The 20,708-nt window shown below is 70.7% G+C and carries 20 protein-coding genes and 1 tRNA gene; 8 read left to right on the top strand and 13 right to left on the bottom strand.

From position 1 onward, the window contains the following. Positions 1-130 precede the first annotated feature (130 nt). From AC31A1_RS23485 to AC31A1_RS23470, 4 genes are read right to left on the bottom strand one after another with little or no spacing between them, the layout of a single operon-like run. On the bottom strand, positions 131-454 hold the full coding sequence (locus AC31A1_RS23485; protein ID WP_489655204.1) for a DUF202 domain-containing protein: 324 nt from the start codon (positions 452-454) through the stop codon (positions 131-133). After that, on the bottom strand, positions 451-843 hold the full coding sequence (locus AC31A1_RS23480) for a YidH family protein (protein ID WP_393760288.1): 393 nt from the start codon (positions 841-843) through the stop codon (positions 451-453). The genes AC31A1_RS23485 and AC31A1_RS23480 overlap by 4 nt, the downstream gene beginning before the upstream one ends. A 10-nt stretch (positions 844-853) precedes the next feature. Continuing rightward, positions 854-1,375 (bottom strand): NUDIX domain-containing protein, encoded by a 522-nt coding sequence (locus AC31A1_RS23475; protein WP_489655203.1) that lies wholly within the window; start codon positions 1,373-1,375, stop codon positions 854-856. 52 nt (positions 1,376-1,427) lie between these two features. Beyond that, positions 1,428-2,321, bottom strand: a complete 894-nt coding sequence (locus AC31A1_RS23470; protein ID WP_489655202.1) for a DMT family transporter — start codon at positions 2,319-2,321, stop codon at positions 1,428-1,430. Positions 2,322-2,732: 411 nt separating this feature from the next. On the opposite strand from AC31A1_RS23470, the gene AC31A1_RS23465 reads away from it, so the two are divergent. The 4 genes from AC31A1_RS23465 (at position 2,733) to AC31A1_RS23450 (ending at position 6,777) form a co-directional block, all read left to right on the top strand. Continuing rightward, the gene (locus tag AC31A1_RS23465) at positions 2,733-3,683 is read left to right on the top strand and encodes a hypothetical protein (RefSeq protein ID WP_489655201.1); all 951 of its coding nucleotides are present in this window, start codon (positions 2,733-2,735) and stop codon (positions 3,681-3,683) included. 68 nt (positions 3,684-3,751) lie between these two features. Then, positions 3,752-5,299, top strand: a complete 1,548-nt coding sequence (locus AC31A1_RS23460; RefSeq protein WP_489655200.1) for an APC family permease — start codon at positions 3,752-3,754, stop codon at positions 5,297-5,299. A gap of 115 nt (positions 5,300-5,414) precedes the next feature. Continuing rightward, positions 5,415-6,158 (top strand): molybdopterin-dependent oxidoreductase, encoded by a 744-nt coding sequence (locus AC31A1_RS23455; protein ID WP_489655199.1) that lies wholly within the window; start codon positions 5,415-5,417, stop codon positions 6,156-6,158. Further along, on the top strand, positions 6,142-6,777 hold the full coding sequence (locus AC31A1_RS23450) for a cytochrome b/b6 domain-containing protein (protein ID WP_489655198.1): 636 nt from the start codon (positions 6,142-6,144) through the stop codon (positions 6,775-6,777). Before AC31A1_RS23455 ends, AC31A1_RS23450 begins: the two co-directional genes overlap by 17 nt. Positions 6,778-6,811: 34 nt before the next feature. Here AC31A1_RS23450 and AC31A1_RS23445 read toward each other — a convergent pair whose 3' ends face one another. Genes AC31A1_RS23445 through AC31A1_RS23430 form a run of 4 tightly spaced genes read right to left on the bottom strand, consistent with a single transcriptional unit; the run spans position 6,812 to position 10,592 of the window. After that, on the bottom strand, positions 6,812-7,837 hold the full coding sequence (locus AC31A1_RS23445) for an L-idonate 5-dehydrogenase (protein ID WP_489655197.1): 1,026 nt from the start codon (positions 7,835-7,837) through the stop codon (positions 6,812-6,814). A gap of 17 nt (positions 7,838-7,854) precedes the next feature. After that, on the bottom strand, positions 7,855-8,613 hold the full coding sequence (locus AC31A1_RS23440; RefSeq protein ID WP_033283683.1) for an SDR family oxidoreductase: 759 nt from the start codon (positions 8,611-8,613) through the stop codon (positions 7,855-7,857). A gap of 10 nt (positions 8,614-8,623) precedes the next feature. After that, positions 8,624-10,021, bottom strand: coding sequence for a GntT/GntP/DsdX family permease (locus AC31A1_RS23435; RefSeq protein WP_489655196.1), 1,398 nt, complete (start codon positions 10,019-10,021; stop codon positions 8,624-8,626). 52 nt (positions 10,022-10,073) lie between these two features. Then, positions 10,074-10,592 carry a gluconokinase gene (locus tag AC31A1_RS23430; protein WP_329246568.1) on the bottom strand — a complete coding sequence of 173 codons (519 nt, stop codon included), beginning with the start codon at positions 10,590-10,592 and terminating at the stop codon, positions 10,074-10,076. A 130-nt stretch (positions 10,593-10,722) separates the two neighbouring features. On the opposite strand from AC31A1_RS23430, the gene AC31A1_RS23425 reads away from it, so the two are divergent. Next, on the top strand, positions 10,723-11,424 hold the full coding sequence (locus AC31A1_RS23425; protein ID WP_489655195.1) for a FadR/GntR family transcriptional regulator: 702 nt from the start codon (positions 10,723-10,725) through the stop codon (positions 11,422-11,424). Between the two features lie 4 nt (positions 11,425-11,428). Here the strand turns inward: AC31A1_RS23425 and AC31A1_RS23420 are convergent, their stop codons facing one another. The 5 genes from AC31A1_RS23420 to AC31A1_RS23400 all read right to left on the bottom strand — a co-directional run bounded on the left by AC31A1_RS23420 (position 11,429) and on the right by AC31A1_RS23400 (position 18,275). Then, positions 11,429-11,812 carry a YchJ family protein gene (locus AC31A1_RS23420; protein WP_489655194.1) on the bottom strand — a complete coding sequence of 128 codons (384 nt, stop codon included), beginning with the start codon at positions 11,810-11,812 and terminating at the stop codon, positions 11,429-11,431. Between the two features lie 19 nt (positions 11,813-11,831). Next, on the bottom strand, positions 11,832-12,563 hold the full coding sequence (locus AC31A1_RS23415) for a hypothetical protein (RefSeq protein WP_489655193.1): 732 nt from the start codon (positions 12,561-12,563) through the stop codon (positions 11,832-11,834). A gap of 64 nt (positions 12,564-12,627) precedes the next feature. Further along, positions 12,628-13,971 carry a M1 family metallopeptidase gene (locus AC31A1_RS23410; RefSeq protein ID WP_489655192.1) on the bottom strand — a complete coding sequence of 448 codons (1,344 nt, stop codon included), beginning with the start codon at positions 13,969-13,971 and terminating at the stop codon, positions 12,628-12,630. A 79-nt stretch (positions 13,972-14,050) separates the two neighbouring features. Continuing rightward, positions 14,051-17,914 carry a Pls/PosA family non-ribosomal peptide synthetase gene (locus tag AC31A1_RS23405; RefSeq protein WP_489655191.1) on the bottom strand — a complete coding sequence of 1,288 codons (3,864 nt, stop codon included), beginning with the start codon at positions 17,912-17,914 and terminating at the stop codon, positions 14,051-14,053. A gap of 276 nt (positions 17,915-18,190) precedes the next feature. Continuing rightward, positions 18,191-18,275: transfer RNA gene (locus AC31A1_RS23400), tRNA-Leu, on the bottom strand. Positions 18,276-18,474: 199 nt separating this feature from the next. On the opposite strand from AC31A1_RS23400, the gene AC31A1_RS23395 reads away from it, so the two are divergent. The 3 genes from AC31A1_RS23395 to AC31A1_RS23385 all read left to right on the top strand — a co-directional run. Further along, positions 18,475-19,800: a M20/M25/M40 family metallo-hydrolase gene (locus AC31A1_RS23395; RefSeq protein ID WP_489655190.1), complete on the top strand. Its 1,326-nt coding sequence runs from the start codon at positions 18,475-18,477 to the stop codon at positions 19,798-19,800. Positions 19,801-19,998: 198 nt separating this feature from the next. Continuing rightward, complete coding sequence (gene chpH, locus AC31A1_RS23390; RefSeq protein ID WP_019066065.1) at positions 19,999-20,232, top strand: chaplin ChpH; 234 nt, start codon at positions 19,999-20,001, stop codon at positions 20,230-20,232. A gap of 132 nt (positions 20,233-20,364) precedes the next feature. After that, on the top strand, positions 20,365-20,708 hold a 344-nt coding region (locus AC31A1_RS23385), incomplete at its 3' end, for a chaplin (protein ID WP_489655189.1).

Genomic DNA, 20,708 nt, shown 5'->3' with positions numbered 1-20,708 from the left:
CGCCTAGGCGTCACCGTGCACGCGCACTGCCTTCGCGGCCGGGTGCCGCCCGAGCGTTGCCCTGCGCGGGTGCCGCCCATGTTCCACTCGGCTCGATGCCCCGGCACGCGAACCCCGCCCGCTGCACCCCTCAATACACAAGCGCCGCCGCGCACACCGCCACAGCCACCGTGCACAGCACCGCCGCGCTGGCGTGGCGTGGGGCCAGGGCTGGGGGGATGTCGCCGGAGGCGAGGGTGCGGATGCGGTGGTGGGCCACGGTGAGGAAGCCCAGCCACAGGGTGCAGCACAGGGCGCAGATGACGATCCCGTCCGCCCGTACGCCGCCGTGCAGTGCGGCCTTCATCGCGAGGACGGCTACTACCGTGCTCGACAGGGTCGTACGGCGCCAGGCCAGGCGGGTGCGTTCGGGCTGGAGGCCCGGGTCGCGGTCCGGGGCCGGGGGGCGGGTCATCCGGCCCAGCCCGCCAGGACCACGACGACCATCGCCACGGCCACGATCGCCACGGCGATGCTCAGCAGTGCCGGGAAACGGGACACCGGCAGATCCTCGCCCCGGCGCATCGCCCGTTCGCAGCGCACCCAGTGGTTGACCGCGCGGAGGGAGCACAGGACGCCCGCCGCGAGCAGCGTGAGGGCGAGACCGGCTCGCCAGGCCCAGCGCAGGTGTGGCAGGAACTGGTCCACCGCGAAGCCCCCGCCGATCAGCGCCAGCGCGGTGCGCAGCCAGGCCAGGAAGGTGCGCTCGTTGGCGAGCGAGAAGCGGTAGTCGGGGGTGGCGCCCTCCTCGCTGATCTCCTGGGGCGCGAACCACAGCCGGACGTTCCGTGCGAAATCGATCACGGGCAGGACCCTATCCGGCTGTTTCTTCCCGGTGCGCCTTGAGTCGGGTGTAGGCCGCCACGCCGTCCGGCACCCATTCCCAGTTGCTCAGCCGTCTCTCGATCTCTGCCTCCTCCAGGAAGTCGTGCCACGCGACCTCTTCTACCTGCGGGCTGACCGGCAGCTCGCAGCGCACCTCGTACACCGCCGACCACCAGGTCTGCCCGGCGCCGTCGTCGTACAGGAACTTGAAGAGGAACGTGGGGCGGGGCAGGCCGGAGACGCCGAGTTCCTCCTCGGCCTCGCGCAGCGCCGCTTCGTCGTAGGACTCGCCCGCGCCGACCACTCCGCCGACGAACATGTCGTAGAGGGAGGGGAAGACGAGTTTGGTGGGGGTGCGGCGGTGGACGAAGACGCGGCCGTGTGCGTCGCGGGCCTGGATGAAGACCGCGCGGTGGCGCAGGCCTTGTGCGTATGCCTCGCCGCGGGGGGACTGACTGATGACCCGGTCGTGTTCGTCGACGATGTCGAGGATTTCGTCAGCTGGGTTCATGCCCCCATCCAAACAGGGGTGCGCTGATGTGCCCGGAAGAGGGGCCGGGCTGTCAGTGCGGCTGGAGGGCCGGTGCGGGCTTCGGCTTTGTCGTGCCGCGTGGCATCGCCGGGTGCATGCCCAGGAGCAGGATGCCTACGACGATTCCGGCGAGGCCCACCGCCTCCCAGGCCAGTGCCCCGGTGTCGGCGCGCAGCCGGTCGCCCAGGAAGCCCACGCCGCAGATGATCCCGGCGAGTGGCTGGGCCGCGGTGAGGGCCGGCAGGGACATGCGCAGGGGAGCCGTCTCGAAGGCGCTCTGGACGAGGATCAGGCCGGTCACGCCGAGCGCGAGCACGCCGTACGGCTGCCAGCCCGTGAGGAGTTCGGTGAGGCCGCCCTCGGTGAAGCGCTGGCCGCTGACGCGGGTGAGCGCGTCCTGGACGCCGTAGAGGAGGCCGGCCGCCAGGGCCAGGAGGACCGGGCCCGAGCTGAGGCGGGAGCGTTTGGCGTACGTCGTGAGGAGGAGGGCGAGGCCCACCATGACGCCGATGATCAGCCAGTGGCGGAAGGGGTCGGTGACGGCTGTGCCGCTGCGCGGTTCGCCCGCGACGATGAACGTCGTGACGCCGCCCGCGAGGAGTGCGAGGCCCGCCCAGCCCTGACGGCCCAGGGGTTGTCGGGTCTGCTTGCGGGAGAGGGCCAGGGCGAAGAGGAGGTTCGTCGCGAGGAGGGGTTCCACGAGGGAGACCTCGCCGTGGCTCAGTGCGATTGCGCCCAGCACCATGCCCGCGATCATCAGGCCGATGCCGCCGAGCCAGCGCGGCACCCGCATCAGGTCGAGGAGCAGTCTCGGGGAGAGGAAGTCGCTCAGGGGTGCCTGCTGGGCCACGTTCTGCTGGAGCACGAATCCGAAGCCGAGGCAACAGGCCGCGCTCACGGCGAGCATCAGAACCAGAAGGGACACGCTGCGTACCTCGATCGTCAGGCCGGGCTACGGGATGCGTTTGGGCGACTCTAGCGCCCCAGGGCCCGGCTTGCCCCTGGGAGTACCCGGATGCGGGCGGTTGATCCGGTCACGATGCTCTGACGACCGTGGGCACGATCGGAGGCTGCGGCGGGACCGTGCTCCCATCGTCCGCCGCCGCGCGCCCGAGCGCCATGGCCTACGCCACACCGGTGACCCGCGAACGGCTGGCAGCGTACCGTCCCGGGTAGGTGATCGAGCCACAAGTGTCCTATCTGTAGCGGAAGTTGACAGGTGTAACGGCGGTGCGGCACTTGACGTGAAGTATTGGTGGAGGGTTTGCTGTGCGTGATCGGTCGATGGCAGGCCGATGTCCCGCAGCGTCGCGTGAGGATCGTGAGGAATACCCGGGTGTCCCCACCCCCGCCACCCCTCGGACGCCGCCACAAGCGCGCCTCCCAGGCCTTCGACGCCGCGCTCGACGACGACCAACTCGTCGCCGCGCGGGCCGCGTTGGCCCAGGGCCGCTGGCAGGCGGCGCGTGGTCTGCTCGCCCAGACGGGCGACGACTGGGACGCCCGCGCCCACCGGGTCACCGTCCTCGCCCGGGAGTCCTACACCGCCGCCTGGGCCCGCGACTGGCTGCTCGCCGAACCCGAGTCCGGCGACGCCTCCGTCCTGCTCGCCCTGGCCATGGTCCAGCGTGTGCTCGTAGGCAAGGAGAAGCCGGTCCGTGCTCGCGAGGCCTGCCGTACGGCGTCGGCCCGGTTGCCCGACGATCCGACGCCGTGGCTCGGGCTGCTCCTTCTGGAGCACACCCTCGGCACCGACGAGGGCGTGGTCCAGCTCTTCGACGAGGTCCGCCACCGGTACCCCGACCACCACCACGCCCACCATCTGATGGTGGCCCGGCTCGCGGAACGCCGCGCCGACGCGGGCGTCGACCCGCTGCGCGAGGTCTACGACTTCGCCTACTGGGCCGCCGAACAGGCCCCCGCCGACTCCCCGCTCGCCATCCTGCCGGTCATCGCGCACGCCGAGCGCTACCGCGTGCTGGCCGCCGCCGGACTGGAACCCGCCGACCCGGCCGCCTCCGGACACTGGACCGGACGCCGGGCCCGGCAGGTCATGAAGGCCGCCTTCGACTGGTGGCTGGAGTGGGAGCACGAAGGCCATCCGCGCCGCCTGGTCGACCTCAACTTCCTTGCCCACGCGAAGTGTTGCGAGGGCCGGAGCGCCGAGGCCGCCGCCCTGTTCCACCGCATCGGGGAGCACCCGACCCCGGCTCCGTGGTCCTACCCGGACCGCGACCCGCTCACCGCCTTCCGTGCCGCACGCGACAGTGCGCTCGGGACGTCGTAACGCCGTCGTATCGATGAAACGCATCCGTAGCAACGCCCCTGTAGCGACCCCGAAAGGACGTTCCCGCCATGACGACGGGCAGTTCCAGTACGAGCAGCGCCACCTCGGACGGCGGCGGTATCAGCACGTTCAGGGGGCAGGAGCGCGCCCTGCGCGCCGACCGCCTCGGCACCGGGGGCCTGCTGCTCTCCGTGCTCGCCGCGACCGCGCCCCTCATGGTGGTCGCGGGTGTCATGCCCACCACATTCGCGGTGATGGGCATCGAGGGGCAGCCGCTGCTCTTCGTCCTCCTCGGCGTCGTCCTCGTCCTCTTCAGCGTCGGCTACGCCGAGATGAGCCGGCACGTCCACAACGCGGGCGCCTTCTACGCGTACATCTCCCGCGGCCTCGGCGGCACCGCCGGCGCGGCCGCGGCCCTGGTGGCGCTCGTCGCGTACAACGCCCTCCAGGTCGGCATCTACGGCATCTTCGGCTTCGAGGTCTCCGGGCTGTTCTCCACCTACGCCGACCTCCAAGTCGCCTGGTGGATACCGGCGTTGGTGGCCGTGCTCGCCGTCGGCGCGCTCGGCTGGCTGAAGATCGACGTCAACGCGCGCGTGCTCGGCGTCCTGCTGATCATCGAGGTCGCGCTCGTCGTCATCTTCGACATCGCGGCCGTCGCCGACCCGGCGAAGGAGGGCCTGTCCCTGCACGCCTTCAACCCGGACACCCTCAGCGGCGCCGGCGTCGGCACCGCCCTGTGCTTCTGCATCGCCGCGTTCCTCGGCTTCGAACAGGCCCCGGTCTACGCCGAGGAGACCAGCCGCCCGCACATCCTGGTGCCGCGCGTGATGTTCCTCGCCGTCGGCGGCGTCGCCGTGTTCTTCGCGCTCAGCTGCTGGGCGCTCACCGTCGCGACGGGGCCCTCGCAGATCGTCGGCGTCTCCCAGAAGCAGAGCGCCGGACTTCTCTTCTACCTCACCGAGTCCCGCCTCGGCGGCACCTTCACCGACGTGCTGCACGTCCTGTTCGTCACCGGCATGTTCGCGGCGATGCTCAGCTTCCACAACGTCGTCGCCCGCTACGCCTTCGCCATGGGCCGCGAGGGCCTGCTGCCGTCCGCGTTCGGCCGTACGACGGGCTCCAGCGGCGCCCCCGGCACCGGCTCGCTGCTCCAGACCGCCGTGTCCGCCGTGATCGTGATCGCCTTCGCGATCGCCGACGACAAGCCCACCGGCGACCCCACCGAACCGGTCCTGCACCTGTTCACCTGGTTCGGCAACATCGGCGCCCTCGGCGTGATCCTGCTGATGGCCGCGGCCTCCGCCTCGGTGATCGTCTTCTTCGCCCGCCGCGGCTCCGCAGGCGCCCAGGCCTGGCGACTGGTCACCTCCGCGGTGGCGGGCATCGCGCTCGTCGTCATCGCCGTCTACACGGTCAAGGACTTCGACGTCCTGGTCGGCGCGGGCCCCGACTCGTCCCTGAGCTGGATCCTGCCCGGCATCATCGGCCTCGCCGTGCTCGTCGGCCTGGCCCAGGGCCTGCTCCTGCGCTCCCGCAACCCCGAGGCGCACGCCCGGATCGGGCTCGGCAACGAGGCGTTCCAGCTGGAGAAGGCGGCCGGGGAGACGTCGTAGCGCATCCACGTCCACCGAGCGGATCTCTGAGAAGCACGTAAGAAGTGGTTACAGAAGTCTGACGGGCACCCGCTATCCCTGGCCGCGCCGGGGTCGCGGGTGTTCGAATGGCTGCGTGAAACCTGAACAACCCGAGCCCGAGGGTGCGGAGAAGGCGGAGGGCCGGCCGCTCGGCCGCCGGGTCCTCCTGGGCACTCTCGGCCTGGGCGCCCTCGGCGTCGTCACCGCGCCCGCGCTGCAGAAGGGCATGGAGGGCTTCCTCGGTGCCGTGTCCGGCAAGGACCCCACCGGGCTGACCGGACTGCTCCCGAACGGCGGCGGCTTCCGCTACTACTCGGTCACCGCGTCCGTGCCGAACAAGAACGCCGAGAACTACCGGCTGACCGTCGACGGCCTGGTCGACAAGCCGGCGTCCTACACGCTGGCCGATCTGCGCGCGCTGCCGCAGACCCGGCTGGTCAAGGACGTCCAGTGCGTCACCGGCTGGCGGGTCCCCGGGACCCCCTTCGAGGGGGTGCGCCTGTCCCGGCTCCTGGACGCGGCGGGAGTGCGTGCCAAGGCCGGGGCGGTGCGCTTCACCTGCTTCGACGGCGCCTACACGGAGAGCCTCACCCTCGACCAGGCCCGGCGCTCGGACATCCTGGTGGCGCTGCGCATGCAGGACAAGCCCCTGGGCCACGACCACGGCGGCCCGGTCCGCCTCTATGTCGCCCCCATGTACTTCTACAAGTCCGCCAAGTGGCTCTCCGGCATCACGGTCACCGAGCATGTGAAGCCCGGCTACTGGGAGGATCGGGGCTACGACGTCGACGCCTGGGTCGGCAAGTCGAACGGACGCGACGATGACCCTACGAGCTGAAGCCCACGCCCCGCAGACGGAGCCGTCGGCCCGCGTCCGCCGCTTCGGCCGCACCGAACGCTGGGTCCACCGGACGACGGCCTTGCTGATGGGCATCTGCGTGTTCACGGCGGCCTGCCTGTACATCCCGGCGTTCGCCGAACTGGTCGGCCGCCGTGACCTGGTCGTCCGTATCCACGAGTGCGCCGGACTCGCCCTCCCCGTGCCCGTCGTGATCGGCCTGGTCTCCCGCGGCTTCCGCGTCAACCTCGGCTTCCTCAACCGCTTCGGCCCGCACGACCGGGTCTGGCTGCGCGGCGCCCTGATGCGCGACAAACGCCGATCGGCGCGCCCGGCGGGCAAGTTCAACGCCGGCCAGAAGATCTACGCCAACTGGATCGCCGGCGCCACCCTGGTGATGCTCGGCACCGGCCTGATGATGTGGTTCACCCACCTCACCCCGATCCAGTGGCGCACCAGCGCGACCTTCGTCCACGACTGGCTCGCCCTGACGATGGGCATCGTCCTCGGCGGCCACATCGGCATGGCGCTGGGTGACCCGGAGGCCAGGGCGGGGCTGCGCACGGGCTCGGTCAGCAGGGACTGGGCCAAGCGCGAACACCCTCTGTGGAAGCCCTAGTTGAAGCTTTGGGGTGACGTGCTGGTCGCCCTGCTCAGCTCCCGAAGTCCAGCAGCACCTTGCACGACTGGCTCCGGTCGGCCGCCAGCGCGAACGCCGACTCGGCCTCCCGCACCGGCACCACCGCACTGACCAGAGCGTCGAACGACGGCTCCACGGCAAGGAGTTGGAGCGCGTCGTTGAACTCCTCGTCGAAGCGGAACGCCCCGCGCAGCTCGATCTCCCGGCTGACGACCAGGTTCCCCGCGAAGGGACTCTGCCCCGGCGGCAGCATCCCGAGCTGCACGACGACCCCGCCCCGCCGCACGAGCCGCAGACAGGTGTCGAGCCCGGCCGCCACCCCGGACGCCTCGATGGCGACGTCCACTTCGGACGGCCACCCGGAGTCGTCCAGGTCATCGGCCCGTACGACGGTGTCGGCGCCGGCCGCGGTGGCGTACCGAAGTGCCGCCGGAAGCAGGTCCGTTACCGTCACGTGGGCCGCGCCCGCCGCCTTCGCCGCCGCGACGACGAGGCATCCGATCGGGCCCGCGCCGGTGACCAGCACATGGCGTCCGGCCGCGTCCCCGGCGCGGCGTACGGCGTGCAGGGCGACGGAGAGCGGCTCGGCGAGAGCGGCCCGGCGCAGCTCCAGACCCGCCGGAATCGCCCTCAACTGCTCGGCGGGGACGGCGACTTGGGCCGCGAAGCCGCCCTGGACGTGCGGGAAGCGGGCCGCGCTGCCCAGGTACGCGGTGTCCCGGCACACGTTACGGCGACCGTCCACGCACTCGGGGCAGACCCCGCACGGAGTCGCCGGGTGCACGGCAACCGCCGTACCAGGAACGGGACCTGTGGCCCCGGGGCCGTAGGAGACGACCGTGCCGACGACCTCGTGGCCGAGCAGCATCGGTTCCTTGAGGCGGAAGTCGCCGACGCCGCCGTGGCGCCAGTAGTGGAGGTCGGAGCCGCAGACGCCGCCGTAGCGGACGGCGACCAAGGCCTGGCCGGGGCCGGGCTCCGGGACCGTCAACTCGTCGACCCGCAGGTCGTCCTGACCGTGAATCACACAACCCAGCATGTCTGGACTCCCGTTCTCTACAGCACGCTCGTCATGCCGCCGTCGACGTACAGGATCTGTCCGCTCACGAAGTCCGCGGCGGGCGACGCCAGGAACAGCACCCCGCCCACCAGGTCCTCCGTACGGCCCCAGCGGCCGGCCGGGGTCCGCTTGCGCACCCAGGCGCTGAACTCCTCGTCCTGGACGAGGGGTTGGGTGAGTTCCGTCTCGATGTAGCCGGGGCCCAGGCCGTTGACCTGGACGCCGCTCGGGCCCCAGTCCGCGCACATGCCCTTGGTGAGCATCTTCAGGGCGCCCTTGGTGGCCGCGTAGGGCGCGATGCCGGGGCGGACCACCTCGCTCTGCAGCGAGCAGATGTTGATGATCTTCCCGTGGCCGCGTTCCGTCATCCGGCGGGCCGCCTCGCGGCCGACCAGGAACGCGCTGGTGAGGTTGGTGTCGATGATGCGGTGCCAGTCGGAGTCGGTGAACTCCAGGAGCGGGGCGCGCAGTTGCATGCCCGCGTTGTTGACCAGGATGTCGAGCGGGCCGACCCGGTCCTCGACGTCCGCGATTCCGGCGGCTACTGACGGACCGTCGGTCACGTCGAAGGCGGCCGTGTGGACGTCCCCGGACAGTTCGGCGGCGGCCTTGGTGAGGCGTTCGCCGTCGCGGCCGTTCAGTACGACCGTGCAGCCGGCCTCCAACAGGCCCTGGGCGAGGGCGAGTCCGATGCCCCGGCTGGAACCGGTGACCAGGGCCGTACGGCCGCTGATGTCGAAGAGAGGATGACTCATTCCCGTACCCCTAGATGATCAGCGAGAGGAGGAGGACCAGTCCGCCGGCGACCACCGAGATGATCGTCTCCATGACCGACCAGGTCTTGAGGGTCTGGCCGACGCTCAGGCCGAAGTACTCCTTCACCAGCCAGAAACCGGCGTCGTTGACATGGCTGAAGAAGAGCGAGCCCGCGCCGATCGCCAGGACGAGCAGGGCGGTGTGGGCGCTCGACATGTCGGCGGCCAGCGGGGCGACCAGACCGGCCGCCGAGATGGTGGCCACCGTCGCGGAGCCGGTCGCCAGGCGGATCGCCACCGCGATCAGCCAGGCCAGCAGCAGCGCCGGGATCGACCAGTCCTTGGAGATGTCCAGGATCATCTGGCCGACGCCGGAGTCGATCAGCGTCTGCTTGAAGCCGCCGCCCGCGCCGACGATGAGCAGGATGCCCGCGATCGGCATCAGCCCCTTCTCGACGGTCGAGGACAGCCGCTCCTTGGTGAAGCCGGCCGGGCGCCCCAGCGTGAACATGCCGACAATGACGGCCGCGAGGAGTGCGATCAGCGGGGAGCCGATGACGTCGAAGACGCGCTGCACGGTGTGCTCGGGGTCGTCGACGATGATGTCGACCAGCGCCTTGGAGAGCATCAGCACGACCGGCAGCAGGATCGTGGAGAGGGTCGCGCCGAAGCCAGGACGGTTCTCCAGGTCCTCCGACGGGCGGGCGGGGATCATGCGCTCCGGCGCCTGGACGTCCACCCAGCGTGCGGCGACCTTCGAGAACAGCGGCCCCGCGATGATGACGGTCGGGATCGCGACCAGTACGCCGAGCGCGAGGGTCAGACCGAGGTTCGCCTTGACGGCGTCGACGGCGACCAGCGGCCCGGGGTGCGGCGGAATCAGCCCGTGCATGACCGACAACCCCGCGAGCGCCGGGATACCGATCCGCATGAGCGAGTAGTTGCCGCGCTTGGCGACCATCAGCACGACCGGGATCAGCAGCACGATGCCGACCTCGAAGAACAGCGGCAGCCCGATCACCGAGGCGATCAGCACCATCGCCCACGGCATCGACCGGGGGCTCGCCTTCGCGAGGATCGTGTCGACGATCTGGTCGGCGCCGCCCGAGTCGGCGAGCAGCTTGCCGAGGATCGCGCCCAGCGCGATCAGCACACCCACACCGGCGACGGTCGAACCGAGCCCGGTGGTGAAGCTGGTGATGGCCTTGTCCAGCGGCGCCCCGGCGAACGCGCCGAGCGCGAGCGAGCCGATGGTCAGCGCCAGGAAGGCGTGCATCTTGAACTTGGTGATGAGCAGGACGATGACGGCGATGCCCGCCAGTACGGCGATGCCCAGCTGTGCGTGGCCGGCCGAGGTGATGGGCTCGACAGGGTCCGCTGCCAACAACTCGACGCTGAGTCTGGTCACGGTGGATTCCTTGCGGATACGGGGAAGGGGGAGGGGTTGCCGATGTCAGGTGTCAGACGGTCGGCTCGGGGACCTGCTCCAGCGCGGTCATCGCCCGCTCGGCGATCTGCTCCGGGCTGCCCGTGACGTCCACGGCGACTCCCGCCTCGTCGGCCTCCAGCGGCTGGAGCGTGGCGAACTGGGAGTCGAGCAGCGCGGTCGGCATGAAGTGCCCGTGCCGGTGCGCCATCCGGTCCTCGATGAGTGCGCGGTCGCCGGTGAGGTGCACGAAGACGACCCCGGGAGCGGCGGCCCGGAGCCGATCACGGTACGACCGCTTCAGCGCCGAGCTGCTCACCACCCCACCGAGTCCCGCGCGCCCGTGCGCCCAGGAGCCGATGGCGTCCAGCCACGGCCACCGGTCCTCGTCCGTCAGCGGGTGCCCGGCCGACATCTTGGCGATGTTGGCCTGCGGGTGGAAGTCGTCGCCCTCGGCGTACGGAACGCCGAGCCGGGCCGCGAGCAGGGGACCGATGGTGGTCTTCCCGGTGCCCGCTACGCCCATGACCACAACGACATGGGGGGTACGCATCGCTGCCTCACTGTCTCCGTCGACACCTGATGTCGAACCCACTGAAACCGATTAGGTACGACGAATTCAAGAGTCTGTGACATATAAGTCTGACTTTTTGGTTCCGTGACGTGACCCGTACGCTGAGTGCATGACCACTCCGGGCCGCGGGTTGCACGGCCGTGTACTCGACTCCCTCGGCCCCGCCATCACCGCGGGCGAGTACCCGCCGGGCAGCGTCCTGCGCACGGACGAGCTCGCCAAGGACTTCGAGGTCTCCCGCTCCGTGATGCGCGAGGCGGTCCGGGTCCTCGAATCCATGCACCTTGTCGAGTCCCGCCGCCGAGTGGGCGTCACCGTCCGCCCCAAGGCCGAGTGGAACGTCTACGACCCGCAGGTCATCCGCTGGCGCCTGGCCGGCGCCGACCGCCCGCAGCAACTGCGCTCACTCACGGTGCTGCGCTCCGCGGTCGAGCCGATCGCCGCGGGCCTCGCCGCCAAGTTCGCCTCGGCGGAGCAGTGCGCGGAACTCACCGAGTGCGCGATCGGCATGGTCGCCAACTCGCGCGGCCACAAACTGGAGGCCTACCTCGTCCACGACGTGGCCTTCCACCGCGTGATCCTCACCGCCTCCGGCAACGAGATGTTCGCCCGCCTCGGCGACGTCGTCACCGAGGTCCTCGCCGGCCGCACCCATCACGAGGTCATGTTCGAGGACCCCGACCCGGCCGCCGTCACCCTCCACGTCCAGGTCGCGGAGGCGGTCCGCGAGGGCGACGCCCTCCGAGCGGAGACCCTGACCCGCGAGATCACGGTGGGCGCGCTTCAGGAACTGGACATCCTGGCGCCGTAGGGCCTCAGTCTTCGATGAACTCCCCGTCGAGGTACACCCAGGCCCCGTCGACCCGGTCGAACCGGCTCCGCTCATGGATGGCGCCGCCCTGATACGAGGCCCGGAACGTCACGGTCCCCGCGGAGTGGAACGCCGACCCGCCCCCTGTCTCCAGGATCTCCAGCCCGGTCCACCGCATCCCCGGGTCGAGATCGAGGGGCTCGGCGGGCCGCGTCCGGGGGTGCCAGGTGCGCAACAGGTAGGGCGCGTCCAGCCGTACGAAGGCGGTGTAGCGGGAGCGCATCAAGGCCTCGGCGGTGGGGGCGGTCGCGGGGCCCGAGTGGTAGCGGCCGCAGCACTCTTCGTAGGGCTGGGGGAGGCCGCAGGGGCAGTTGGTGCGTGGGGTCATGGGCAACATTGTGCCGGGGCTACGTTCGCGGGCGTTCGGGGGTGACACGGAGTGGCAGCCGAACGTAGGCGTCCTCGGGCAGCCTCAACTCCTTGTCGCGGGTGAGGCTCGCGCAGGCCAGGAGCGGCAGCGGCTCGCTGCCGGGAGGGCCGGTGTCCTCGTACGCGGGTGCGGCGCCGATGAACTCCACGAGGAGGGCGCCGGTGACCCGGGTCCCGATCTGCCGCACGAAGTTCGCCGGGAGCGTCCACTCGACCCCCTGGTGCAGGATCCCGCCGGGACTGCGGTGCACTCTCTTGACGAACCACTCCTCGTCCGGCATCTGCGGCGCACTGCGCGCCCTCAGATGGGCCGCGGCGGACGTCATCGCGTTGAGTTCGGGGAAGCCGGTCAGGTCGGCCGTGAGCCTGCCGGCGGCTTCCAGGACGGGTCCGGCCGCCCGCAGGTCTCTGGCCAGGGTGTTCCGCCACGCCCGCTCGTCCGCCACCGGCGGCAGGTGGTACACGACGGCCTGGACGTCCTTCACCCGCCAGCCGCTCATGGCCGGGAACAGCAGCGTGACCTTCATGGACGGCGCCTCGTCCCCCGTGTACCCGAGCGACCACACGTAGAGATACCCGGTGAAAGGGCGTGTGGTGTCCGACCCCGTGGCGAACATCTGCTCCAGCGGGACGGATTGCGGCTCGGTCTCCCCGTAGACCTCCAGCCACTCACCCGTCTCCGCGAACCCGCGGCCCCATGCGGCTGCCATGACCTCACCCCCGTGAAGTCACTTGATACTCCGTCAGTTCCCCACTAGCAACGGAGCTGACAACTCAGACCGCGATCCCCGTCTCGGCCGAAGGCATCGGCGGCAACCGAGTCCCATAAACCCACGCATCGAAAAGCTGGTCCAACGACTCGGAAGTGAACCGGGACGCATGCGACCTGAACGTAGCCGTCGTCACCGTCCCGTTGCGGTGCTGGCTCGCCCAGCCCCGCAGCATCCGGAAGAACGCGATGTCGCCCAGCGCGCAGCGCACCGCGTGGACGGTGACGCCGCCGCGTTCGTAGAGGCGGTCGTCGAACATGGACTTGCGGCCGGGGTCGGCGAGCCGCAGGTCCTGGGGGAGCGTGGACAGCAACCGGTGCGCGGCGGCGGCGTGTTGGTGGGCCGTGCGGCCGCCCGAGCGCTCGGACCACAGCCACTCGGCGTACTTGGCGAAGCCCTCGTTCAGCCAGATGTGGCGCCAGTCGGCGATGGAGACACTGTTACCGAACCACTGGTGGGCCAGCTCATGGGCGACGAGCCGTTCCGAACCCCGGGCCCCGTCAACGTGGTTGGCGCCGAACAGCGACAACCCCTGTGCCTCCACGGGGACATCGAGTTCCTCTTCCGTCACCACGACCGCGTACTCGTCGAAGGGGTACGGCCCGAACAGTTCCTGGAACAGCTCCATCATCGCGGGCTGGCGCGCGAAGTCCCTTGAGAACTCCGGGAGTAGGTCCGACGGGATGTGCCCGTGCTGCGGCACACCGCCCAGGCCCGGGTCGCCCAGCAGCACCGTCTGGTACTTGCCGATCGACAGCCCGACCAGGTAACTCGACGTCGGCGCCGACTGCTCGTACACCCAAGTCGTCGTGGAAGCCTTGGTAGTTCGCGTGAGCAGCCTGCCGCCCGCGACCACCGCGTACGCCGACGGCGTGGTGATCGAGATCTGGTACGACGCCTTGTCCGCGGGGCGGTCGTTGCACGGGTACCAGGACGGCGCCCCGATCGGCTGGCTCGCCACCAGCGCGCCGTCGGTCAACTCCTCCCAGCCGAGGCCGCCCCAGGGGCTGGCGACCGGCTTGGGGTTGCCCGACCAGTGGACCTCGACGGTGAACGCGGCACCGGCCCGCAGCGGCTTCGCGGGCCGGACACGGAGGCGGCCGCCGCGGTGCGTGTAGTGCGGCTGGCGGCCGTCCACCCGGATCCGGCCGATCTTGAAGTCGCCCAGGTTCAGCTGGAATTCGGGCAGCGGCGCACGGCCCGCTATGGCGTTGATACGGGCCGTGCCGGAGAGACGGTTGGGGCCGGGACGGTAGTCCAGCGCGAGCTCATAGCGGTGCACCCGGTAGCGGGCATCGCCGTTTGCCGGGAAATACGGGTCCGGACCCGCCGCCTGCTGAACGGTCACTGCTGCGTCTGCTCCCTGCGCTGTGCTCGTATCCCGTACCCGTGCACCGCCCTCCGAGCCGACGCCGCGTGACCTGTGTTCAGGGTCGCCATGACTCGATCGGATTGCCCAGCCAGCGGGTGTCGTCCGGGACGGACTCCGCCGCCATCACGAGCGAGGCGGGACCCAGAGTGGTACGGGCCCCGACCACGCTGCCGGGCAGGACGATTCCGCCAGGACCCAGCGTCGCGCCCTCACGGAGGACCACAGTATCCGTCCGCAAGATCCGGTCGTGGAAGAGGTGGGTCTGGAGCACACAACCACGGTTCACTGTGGAGGCGTCCTCCAGGGTCACCAGATCGGTCTCGGGCAGCCAGTAGCTCTCCACCCAGGCACCCTTGCCGATGTGCGCGCCGAGCCCGCGCAGCCAGGCCGTCAGCACCGGAGTGCCCGGCACCGAACCGGCCAGCCACGGCACGGCGACGACCTCGACGAAGGTGTCCGCCAGCTCGTTGCGCCACACGTAACCGCTCCACAGCGGGTGCTCGGCACCGCGGTGCCGCCCCACGAGGGACCACTTGGCCACGATCGAGACCAGCCCGGCCAGCGCACCGACGGCCAGCAGCACCAGCCCCGACAGCAGCGGCGCCCACACCCCCAGCGCGCACAGCGCGGCCACCGTCAGCACGGCAAGACCCGCCGAGCAGAACACCGGTACGATCCGGCACAGCTCCACGAGACCGCGCGCCCACAGCAGCTTGGCCGGCGGGTCGTACGTCCGGCTCTGGTCGCCGCCGCTCGTGCTGCGCGGCAGCTTCACCGGCGGCAGCCCCAGATACGACGTGCCCTTCTTCGCCTTCTTCGGCGTCGCCGACAGCACCCCGACGAGCCCGCCGTCCGGCACGCTCCGCCCGGGCGCGGTCATCCCGGAGTTCCCGAGGAACGCCCGCCGCCCGATCTCGGCCCGCCCGATGTGCACCCAGCCACCGCCGAGTTCGTACGGCGCGGTCAACGTGTCGTCGGCCAGGAAGGCGCCCTCGCCGACGGTCGTCAGGCTCGGCAGCGCGAGCACGGTCGACACCTCGGCGCCCCGCCCGATCCGCATCCCGAGCAGCCGCAGCCACACCGGCGTGACCAGCCCGGCATACAGCGGGAACAGGGTCTCGCGGGAGAGGTCCATCAACTGCGTGACCGTCCACGCCTGCCAGCCGATCCGGCTGTGCGTCGGGTGCGTACCCTCCCGCAGGCCGAGGCTGAGCAGGCGTACACCGATCAGGATCAGCAGCGCGTACGTCAGCCCGAAGGCCAGCGTCGCCGGGACCAGCGCGACCGCCGCGCCCCGCAGGGCCTCGCCGAGACCGTCACCGGGCGCGATGAACGCGCTCGCCACCAGCAGCGCCACGGCCCCGGAGACCACCGGGAGCATGGTGAGCGCGAAGCCCGTCACGCCGTACATCACACGCCAGTACGTGCCACGCTGCGGGCGCTCCTTGGGCCAGTTGCGCTTGGCCTTGCCGAGCTTGACCGCGGGCGCGCCCGCCCAGCGCTGGCCGGTCGGGACCGTGCCGGTGACGGCCGAACCCGGCGCCACCTCGGCCCGCTTGCCCACCCGGGCGCCGGGGAACAGCATGCTGCGCGTGCCGACGACGGCGTGCGCGCCGACCTTGACCGGGCCGATCTCCAGCCGGTCGCCGTCCAGCCAGTAGCCGGACAGGTCCACCTCGGACTCGACCGCGGCACCGCGGCCCATCTTGAGCATGCCGGTGACCGGCGGGAGGGAGTGCAGATCGACGTCCGGGCCGATCTTGGCGCCGAGGGCACGCGCGTACCGCTCCAGCCACGACCCGGTCAGCGAGGTCGCCCCGCTGAACTCGGCCAGCCGCTCCGCCGCCCACAGCCGCAGATGGACGCTGCCACCACGGTCGTAGCGACCCGGCTTCACACCACGCAGCAGCAGCCGCGCGCCGCCCGCGGCGATCGCAAGCCGGCCGGGCGGGCTGAAGAGGAGAAGTGCGCCCGCGCCGACCAGCCACCACGAGGCGGTCGGCAGCCAGGAGTAGCCGCCCAGCACATTGCCGAGCGCGGCCAGCGCCACCGTCCAGCGCAGGCCGACCAGGGTGAACAGGGGGACCAGTGCGAGGAGTTGGACCACCTTGGCGCGGGTCGGGACCGGCGCGATCACCCGCGCGGTGCCGTCGCCCTGCGCCGAGTCTTCGAGGTGGCGGGCCAACTTGCGCAGCGTCGGCTGCTGGTAGATGTCGAGGACCGCCGCACTCGGGTAACGGGTACGCAGCCGCGTGGTCAACTGCGCGGCGGCCAGGCTGCTTCCGCCGATCGCGAAGAAGTCGTCGGCCGCGCCGCTCACGGGGATGCCGAGCACCTCGCCCCACTGCTCGGCGAGCCAGGCCTCCGTGCCGTAGAGCTGCTCCTTGGCGCCACCGGTCTCCAGGCCTTCGAGCGGCCAGGGGAGCGCGTTCCGGTCGACCTTGCCGGAGGTGCGGGTCGGGAGATCCTCGACCGGGGCGATCAACGGCACGAGGGCGGCGGGCAGTTCGGCCCGCAGCTTCTCCACGGCGGTGGGCTGGTCCCAGCCCTCCTGGGTGACGACATAGCCGACGAGGAGCTGGTTGCCGCTGCGCGCGGTGCGTACGGCGGCGGCCGCGCCCGCGACTCCGGGGAGTGCCTGGAGGGCCGCGTCGACTTCGCCGAGTTCGATCCGGCGCCCGCCGAGCTTGATCTGCTCGTCGGCCCGGCCCAGGAAGATCAGGCCCTCGGGCTCGGCCTTGACCAAGTCACCACTGCGGTACGCCCGTTCCCAGCCGAGCGATTCGAGGGGCGCGTACTTCTCCGCGTCCTTCTCGGGGTCGAGATAGCGGGCGAGACCGACCCCGCCGATCACCAACTGCCCACTGCCGCCCATCGGTACGGGCACACCGGCCTCGTCGACGACGGCCAACTCCCAGCCGTTCAGCGGCAGTCCGATGCGGATCGGCTCGTCGCCGGTCATCAGGGAGGCACAGGCCACGACGGTCGCCTCGGTCGGCCCGTACGTGTTCCAGACCTCGCGGCCCTCGGTGACAAGCCGCTGCACCAGCTCGGGCGGGCAGGCCTCACCGCCGAAGATCAGCAGGCGTACGTCGTTCAGCGCCTCCGGCTCCCACAGAGAGGCCAGGGTCGGCACGGTCGAGACGACGCTGATGTCCTGCTCGACCAGCCAGAGGCCGAGGTCGGCACCGCTGCGGACCTGGGAGCGCGGCACCGGCACCAGACAGGCGCCGTAGCGCCAGGCCAGCCACATCTCCTCGCAAGACGCGTCGAAGGCGACGGACAGCCCCGCCATGACCCTGTCACCCGGACCGATGGGGTCGTCGGTGAGGAACAGCGCGGCCTCGGCGTCCACGAAGGCCGCCGCGCTGCGGTGCGTGACGGCGACGCCCTTGGGCTTGCCGGTGGAGCCGGAGGTGAAGATGATCCACGCGTCCTGCTCGACACCGGGCCGGGCGGCCGGGACGTCACTGTGCCCGAGGACGGTCAGCGCGTGCTCGGCACCGATGACGGCCCGCACATCGGCCTCGCCGAAGACCAGCTCGGCCCGCTCGTCCGGGTCCTCGGCGTCGACGGGGACGTAGGCGGCACCGGCGGCGAGTACGGCGAGGATCGCGACGTAGAGGTCGTTGGTCCCGGACGGGACGCGCACGCCGACCCGGTCACCGAGGCCGACACCGGCCGCGGCCAGGGTGCGGCGCAGGGTCTCCACCTCGACGGCCAGCGCACGGTAGGTGAGGCGGACGGTGCCGTCGTCCAGGGCGAGCTCGTCGGGATACGACCGCACGGACGCGTCGAAAATGTCGATAAGTGTGCGGGCCGAGGCGGTCGGCGCCGCGGAGAAACGTGCCGTATCGCCGAACTGTGTGCGGATCTCTTCGTCAAGCCCGAGAGCACTGCTCTCGTGTATGGCTGCCATCGGTCCTCGCGTCTCGAACCCGGAAACCTCCGGGGCGCTGGCGGGCCCGCAGGTATGCCTGGGGTTGTCCAGCTCCAGCTCCGTTCCGTAACAAGCCGGAAATTTTAGTACGACGCTAGGCTCCGGCCCTGCCGACGGCCACTCGGGGCGGCCGAACGGGGGCGCTCCGTAAGCGCGCGACAACGCTCTGACCTGGTGATCTTCAGGCCGAAGGAGACATCCCCCACAAATGCGGCGAGGGCCGCGACCCAGAGGTCGCGGCCCTCGCCTGCGATGTGTCCGAGGGGGGACTTGAACCCCCACGCCCGATAAAGGGCACTAGCACCTCAAGCTAGCGCGTCTGCCATTCCGCCACCCGGACAAGGTGTCTGTCGCGCGTGGTTTCCCCCGCGGCGACGAAGGAAACATTACCAGGCTTCCAGGGGTGGCCGATCACCCCCAGTTCCCACCCGCGTCCCGCGTGAACGGCGTGTGACGGGCCGGGACCGCCCTTGGGGTGAGGTGCGGCGGGGAGAGAGGATGGGGGAGGACCACCAGCAGTGACAGTGGGAGGAAGCAGCGTGAGCGACACGGACACGGCCAAGGGCGTCACCGGCGAGGACGAGGTCGTGGACCTCTGCCGCGAGCTGATCCGGATCGACACCAGCAACTACGGCGACCACTCGGGCCCGGGCGAGCGCAAGGCGGCCGAGTACGTCGCCGAGCAGCTCGCCGAGGTGGGCCTCGAACCCAAGATCTTCGAGTCGCACCCGGGGCGCGCGTCCACGGTGGCCCGGATCGAGGGCACGGACCCCTCCCGGCCCGCGCTCCTCATCCACGGCCACCTGGACGTCGTACCGGCGAACGCGGCGGACTGGACCCACCACCCCTTCTCCGGCGAGGTCGCGGACGGGTGCGTGTGGGGGCGCGGCGCGGTCGACATGAAGGACATGGACGCGATGACCCTGGCGGTCGTCCGCGACCGGCTGCGCAGCGGACGCAGGCCCCCGCGCGACATCGTGCTCGCGTTCCTCGCCGACGAGGAGGCGGGCGGCACGTACGGCGCGCGGCACCTCGTCGACAACCACCCCGAGCTGTTCGAGGGCGTCACCGAGGGCATCAGCGAGGTCGGCGGGTTCTCGTTCACGGTGAGCGAGGAGCGGCGGCTCTATCTGATCCAGACGGCCGAGAAGGGCATGCACTGGATGAAGCTGACCGTGGCCGGCACCGCCGGGCACGGGTCGATGATCCACCGGGACAACGCGATCACCGAGCTGTCGGAGGCGGTCGCCCGGATCGGCCGGCACAAGTTCCCGGTACGCGTCACGAAGACGACGCGCGCCTTCCTGGACGAACTGGGCGACGCGCTCGGCACCCAGCTCGACCCCGAGGACATGGAGTCCACCCTCAAGCGGCTCGGCGGCATCGCCAAGCTCATCGGCGCGACCCTCAGCAACACCGCCAACCCGACGCAGCTGAACGCCGGTTACAAGGTCAACGTCATCCCCGGTGAGGCCACCGCGCACGTCGACGGGCGGTTCCTGCCGGGGTACCAGGAGGAGTTCTTCGCCGACCTCGACCGGATCCTCGGGCCGAAGGTGAAGCGTGAGGGCGCGCACTCCGACAAGGCCCTGGAGACCTCCTTCGACGGGCCCCTGGTCGAGGCCATGCAGTCCTCGCTGCTCGCCGAGGACCCGACCGCGAAGGCGATCCCGTACATGCTCTCCGGCGGTACGGACGCCAAGTCCTTCGACGACCTGGGCATCCGGGGCTTCGGCTTCGCGCCGCTCAAGCTGCCGCCGGAGCTGGACTTCGCGGGCATGTTCCACGGCGTCGACGAGCGGGTGCCGGTGGACGGGCTGAAGTTCGGGGTGCGGGTGCTGGACCGGTTCATCGACGCGTCCTGAAGTGGCGTCCTGAAGTCGCGTCCTGAAGTCGTGCCCCGAAACACCGGTCGACGTCGGTTGACGCCGGAATTCGACCGCGCGTACGGAAACCACTGGGACGGGTGAATGTGCTCATAAGCTCGTAGCTCCATTACTCCCTCCTCGTTACAGGTGATGCGATCGGCAACACGAGATCGCTTTTGCCAACAAGGAGGAATAATGATCAAGAAGGTCGTCGCCGCTGCGGCTGCCACCGGTGGCCTGGTTCTCGCGGGTGCGGGTCTGGCCGTCGCCGACTCGGGCGCTCAGGGTGCCGCCGTGCACTCCCCGGGTGTCGTTTCCGGCAACGTCATCCAGGTTCCCGTGCACGTCCCGGTGAACGTGTGCGGCAACACGATCTCGGTGATCGGTCTGCTGAACCCCGCCTTCGGCAACACCTGCATCAACAAGTGACGTCGCCCCTCTGAGGGGTGACCACAGCCTCGGCCCCGGAGCGCGCGCCATGCGCTCCGGGGCCGACGGTTCTTTGTGCGAGAAATCGCGCGAGAAATTCAGTCAGGATTGAAGGCAGGGGGGAATTCGGTAATGCGACAGGTCACTCGAAAGAGCTTGATGACCGTGGCGGCCGCGACCGGGGTGATCGCCGCCGCGGGCGGTGTCGCCCACGCCGACTCGGGCGCCGCGGGCTCCAGCTCGGACTCGGCCGGCGTACTGTCCGGCAACACCGTGCAGGCACCGGTGCATGTGCCGGTCAACGTCTGCGGCAACACCGTGAACGTGGTGGGGGTCCTCAACCCGGCGGTCGGCAACAAGTGCGGCAATCCGGGCGGGGGCGGCGGAAGCGGTCACGGCAGCGGCGGCGGCCACGGTTCGCCGGGAGGCCACGGCTCGACCGGCGGGTACGGGGACTCCGGTGGTTACGGCGACTC

This window comes from Streptomyces sp. P5F9 (assembly GCF_057961495.1).
The sequence above is the reverse complement of the archived record's forward strand: the minus strand, read 5'-3'. Positions and strand labels throughout refer to the sequence as shown.

Bases quoted from the DNA above. Each gene is read 5' to 3' on its own strand.
- AC31A1_RS23445 (WP_489655197.1), bottom strand. From the start codon at position 7,837: ATGCTGGGTTGTGTGATTCACGGTCAGGACGACCTGCGGGTCGACGAG.
- AC31A1_RS23415 (WP_489655193.1), bottom strand. From the start codon at position 12,563: ATGGCAGCCGCATGGGGCCGCGGGTTCGCGGAGACGGGTGAGTGGCTG.
- AC31A1_RS23430 (WP_329246568.1), bottom strand. From the start codon at position 10,592: ATGCGTACCCCCCATGTCGTTGTGGTCATGGGCGTAGCGGGCACCGGG.
- AC31A1_RS23420 (WP_489655194.1), bottom strand. From the start codon at position 11,812: ATGACCCCACGCACCAACTGCCCCTGCGGCCTCCCCCAGCCCTACGAA.
- AC31A1_RS23485 (WP_489655204.1), bottom strand. From the start codon at position 454: ATGACCCGCCCCCCGGCCCCGGACCGCGACCCGGGCCTCCAGCCCGAA.
- AC31A1_RS23405 (WP_489655191.1), bottom strand. From the start codon at position 17,914: ATGGCAGCCATACACGAGAGCAGTGCTCTCGGGCTTGACGAAGAGATC.
- AC31A1_RS23425 (WP_489655195.1), top strand. From the start codon at position 10,723: ATGACCACTCCGGGCCGCGGGTTGCACGGCCGTGTACTCGACTCCCTC.
- AC31A1_RS23440 (WP_033283683.1), bottom strand. From the start codon at position 8,613: ATGAGTCATCCTCTCTTCGACATCAGCGGCCGTACGGCCCTGGTCACC.
- AC31A1_RS23460 (WP_489655200.1), top strand. From the start codon at position 3,752: ATGACGACGGGCAGTTCCAGTACGAGCAGCGCCACCTCGGACGGCGGC.
- AC31A1_RS23475 (WP_489655203.1), bottom strand. From the start codon at position 1,375: ATGAACCCAGCTGACGAAATCCTCGACATCGTCGACGAACACGACCGG.
- AC31A1_RS23450 (WP_489655198.1), top strand. From the start codon at position 6,142: ATGACCCTACGAGCTGAAGCCCACGCCCCGCAGACGGAGCCGTCGGCC.
- chpH (WP_019066065.1), top strand. From the start codon at position 19,999: ATGATCAAGAAGGTCGTCGCCGCTGCGGCTGCCACCGGTGGCCTGGTT.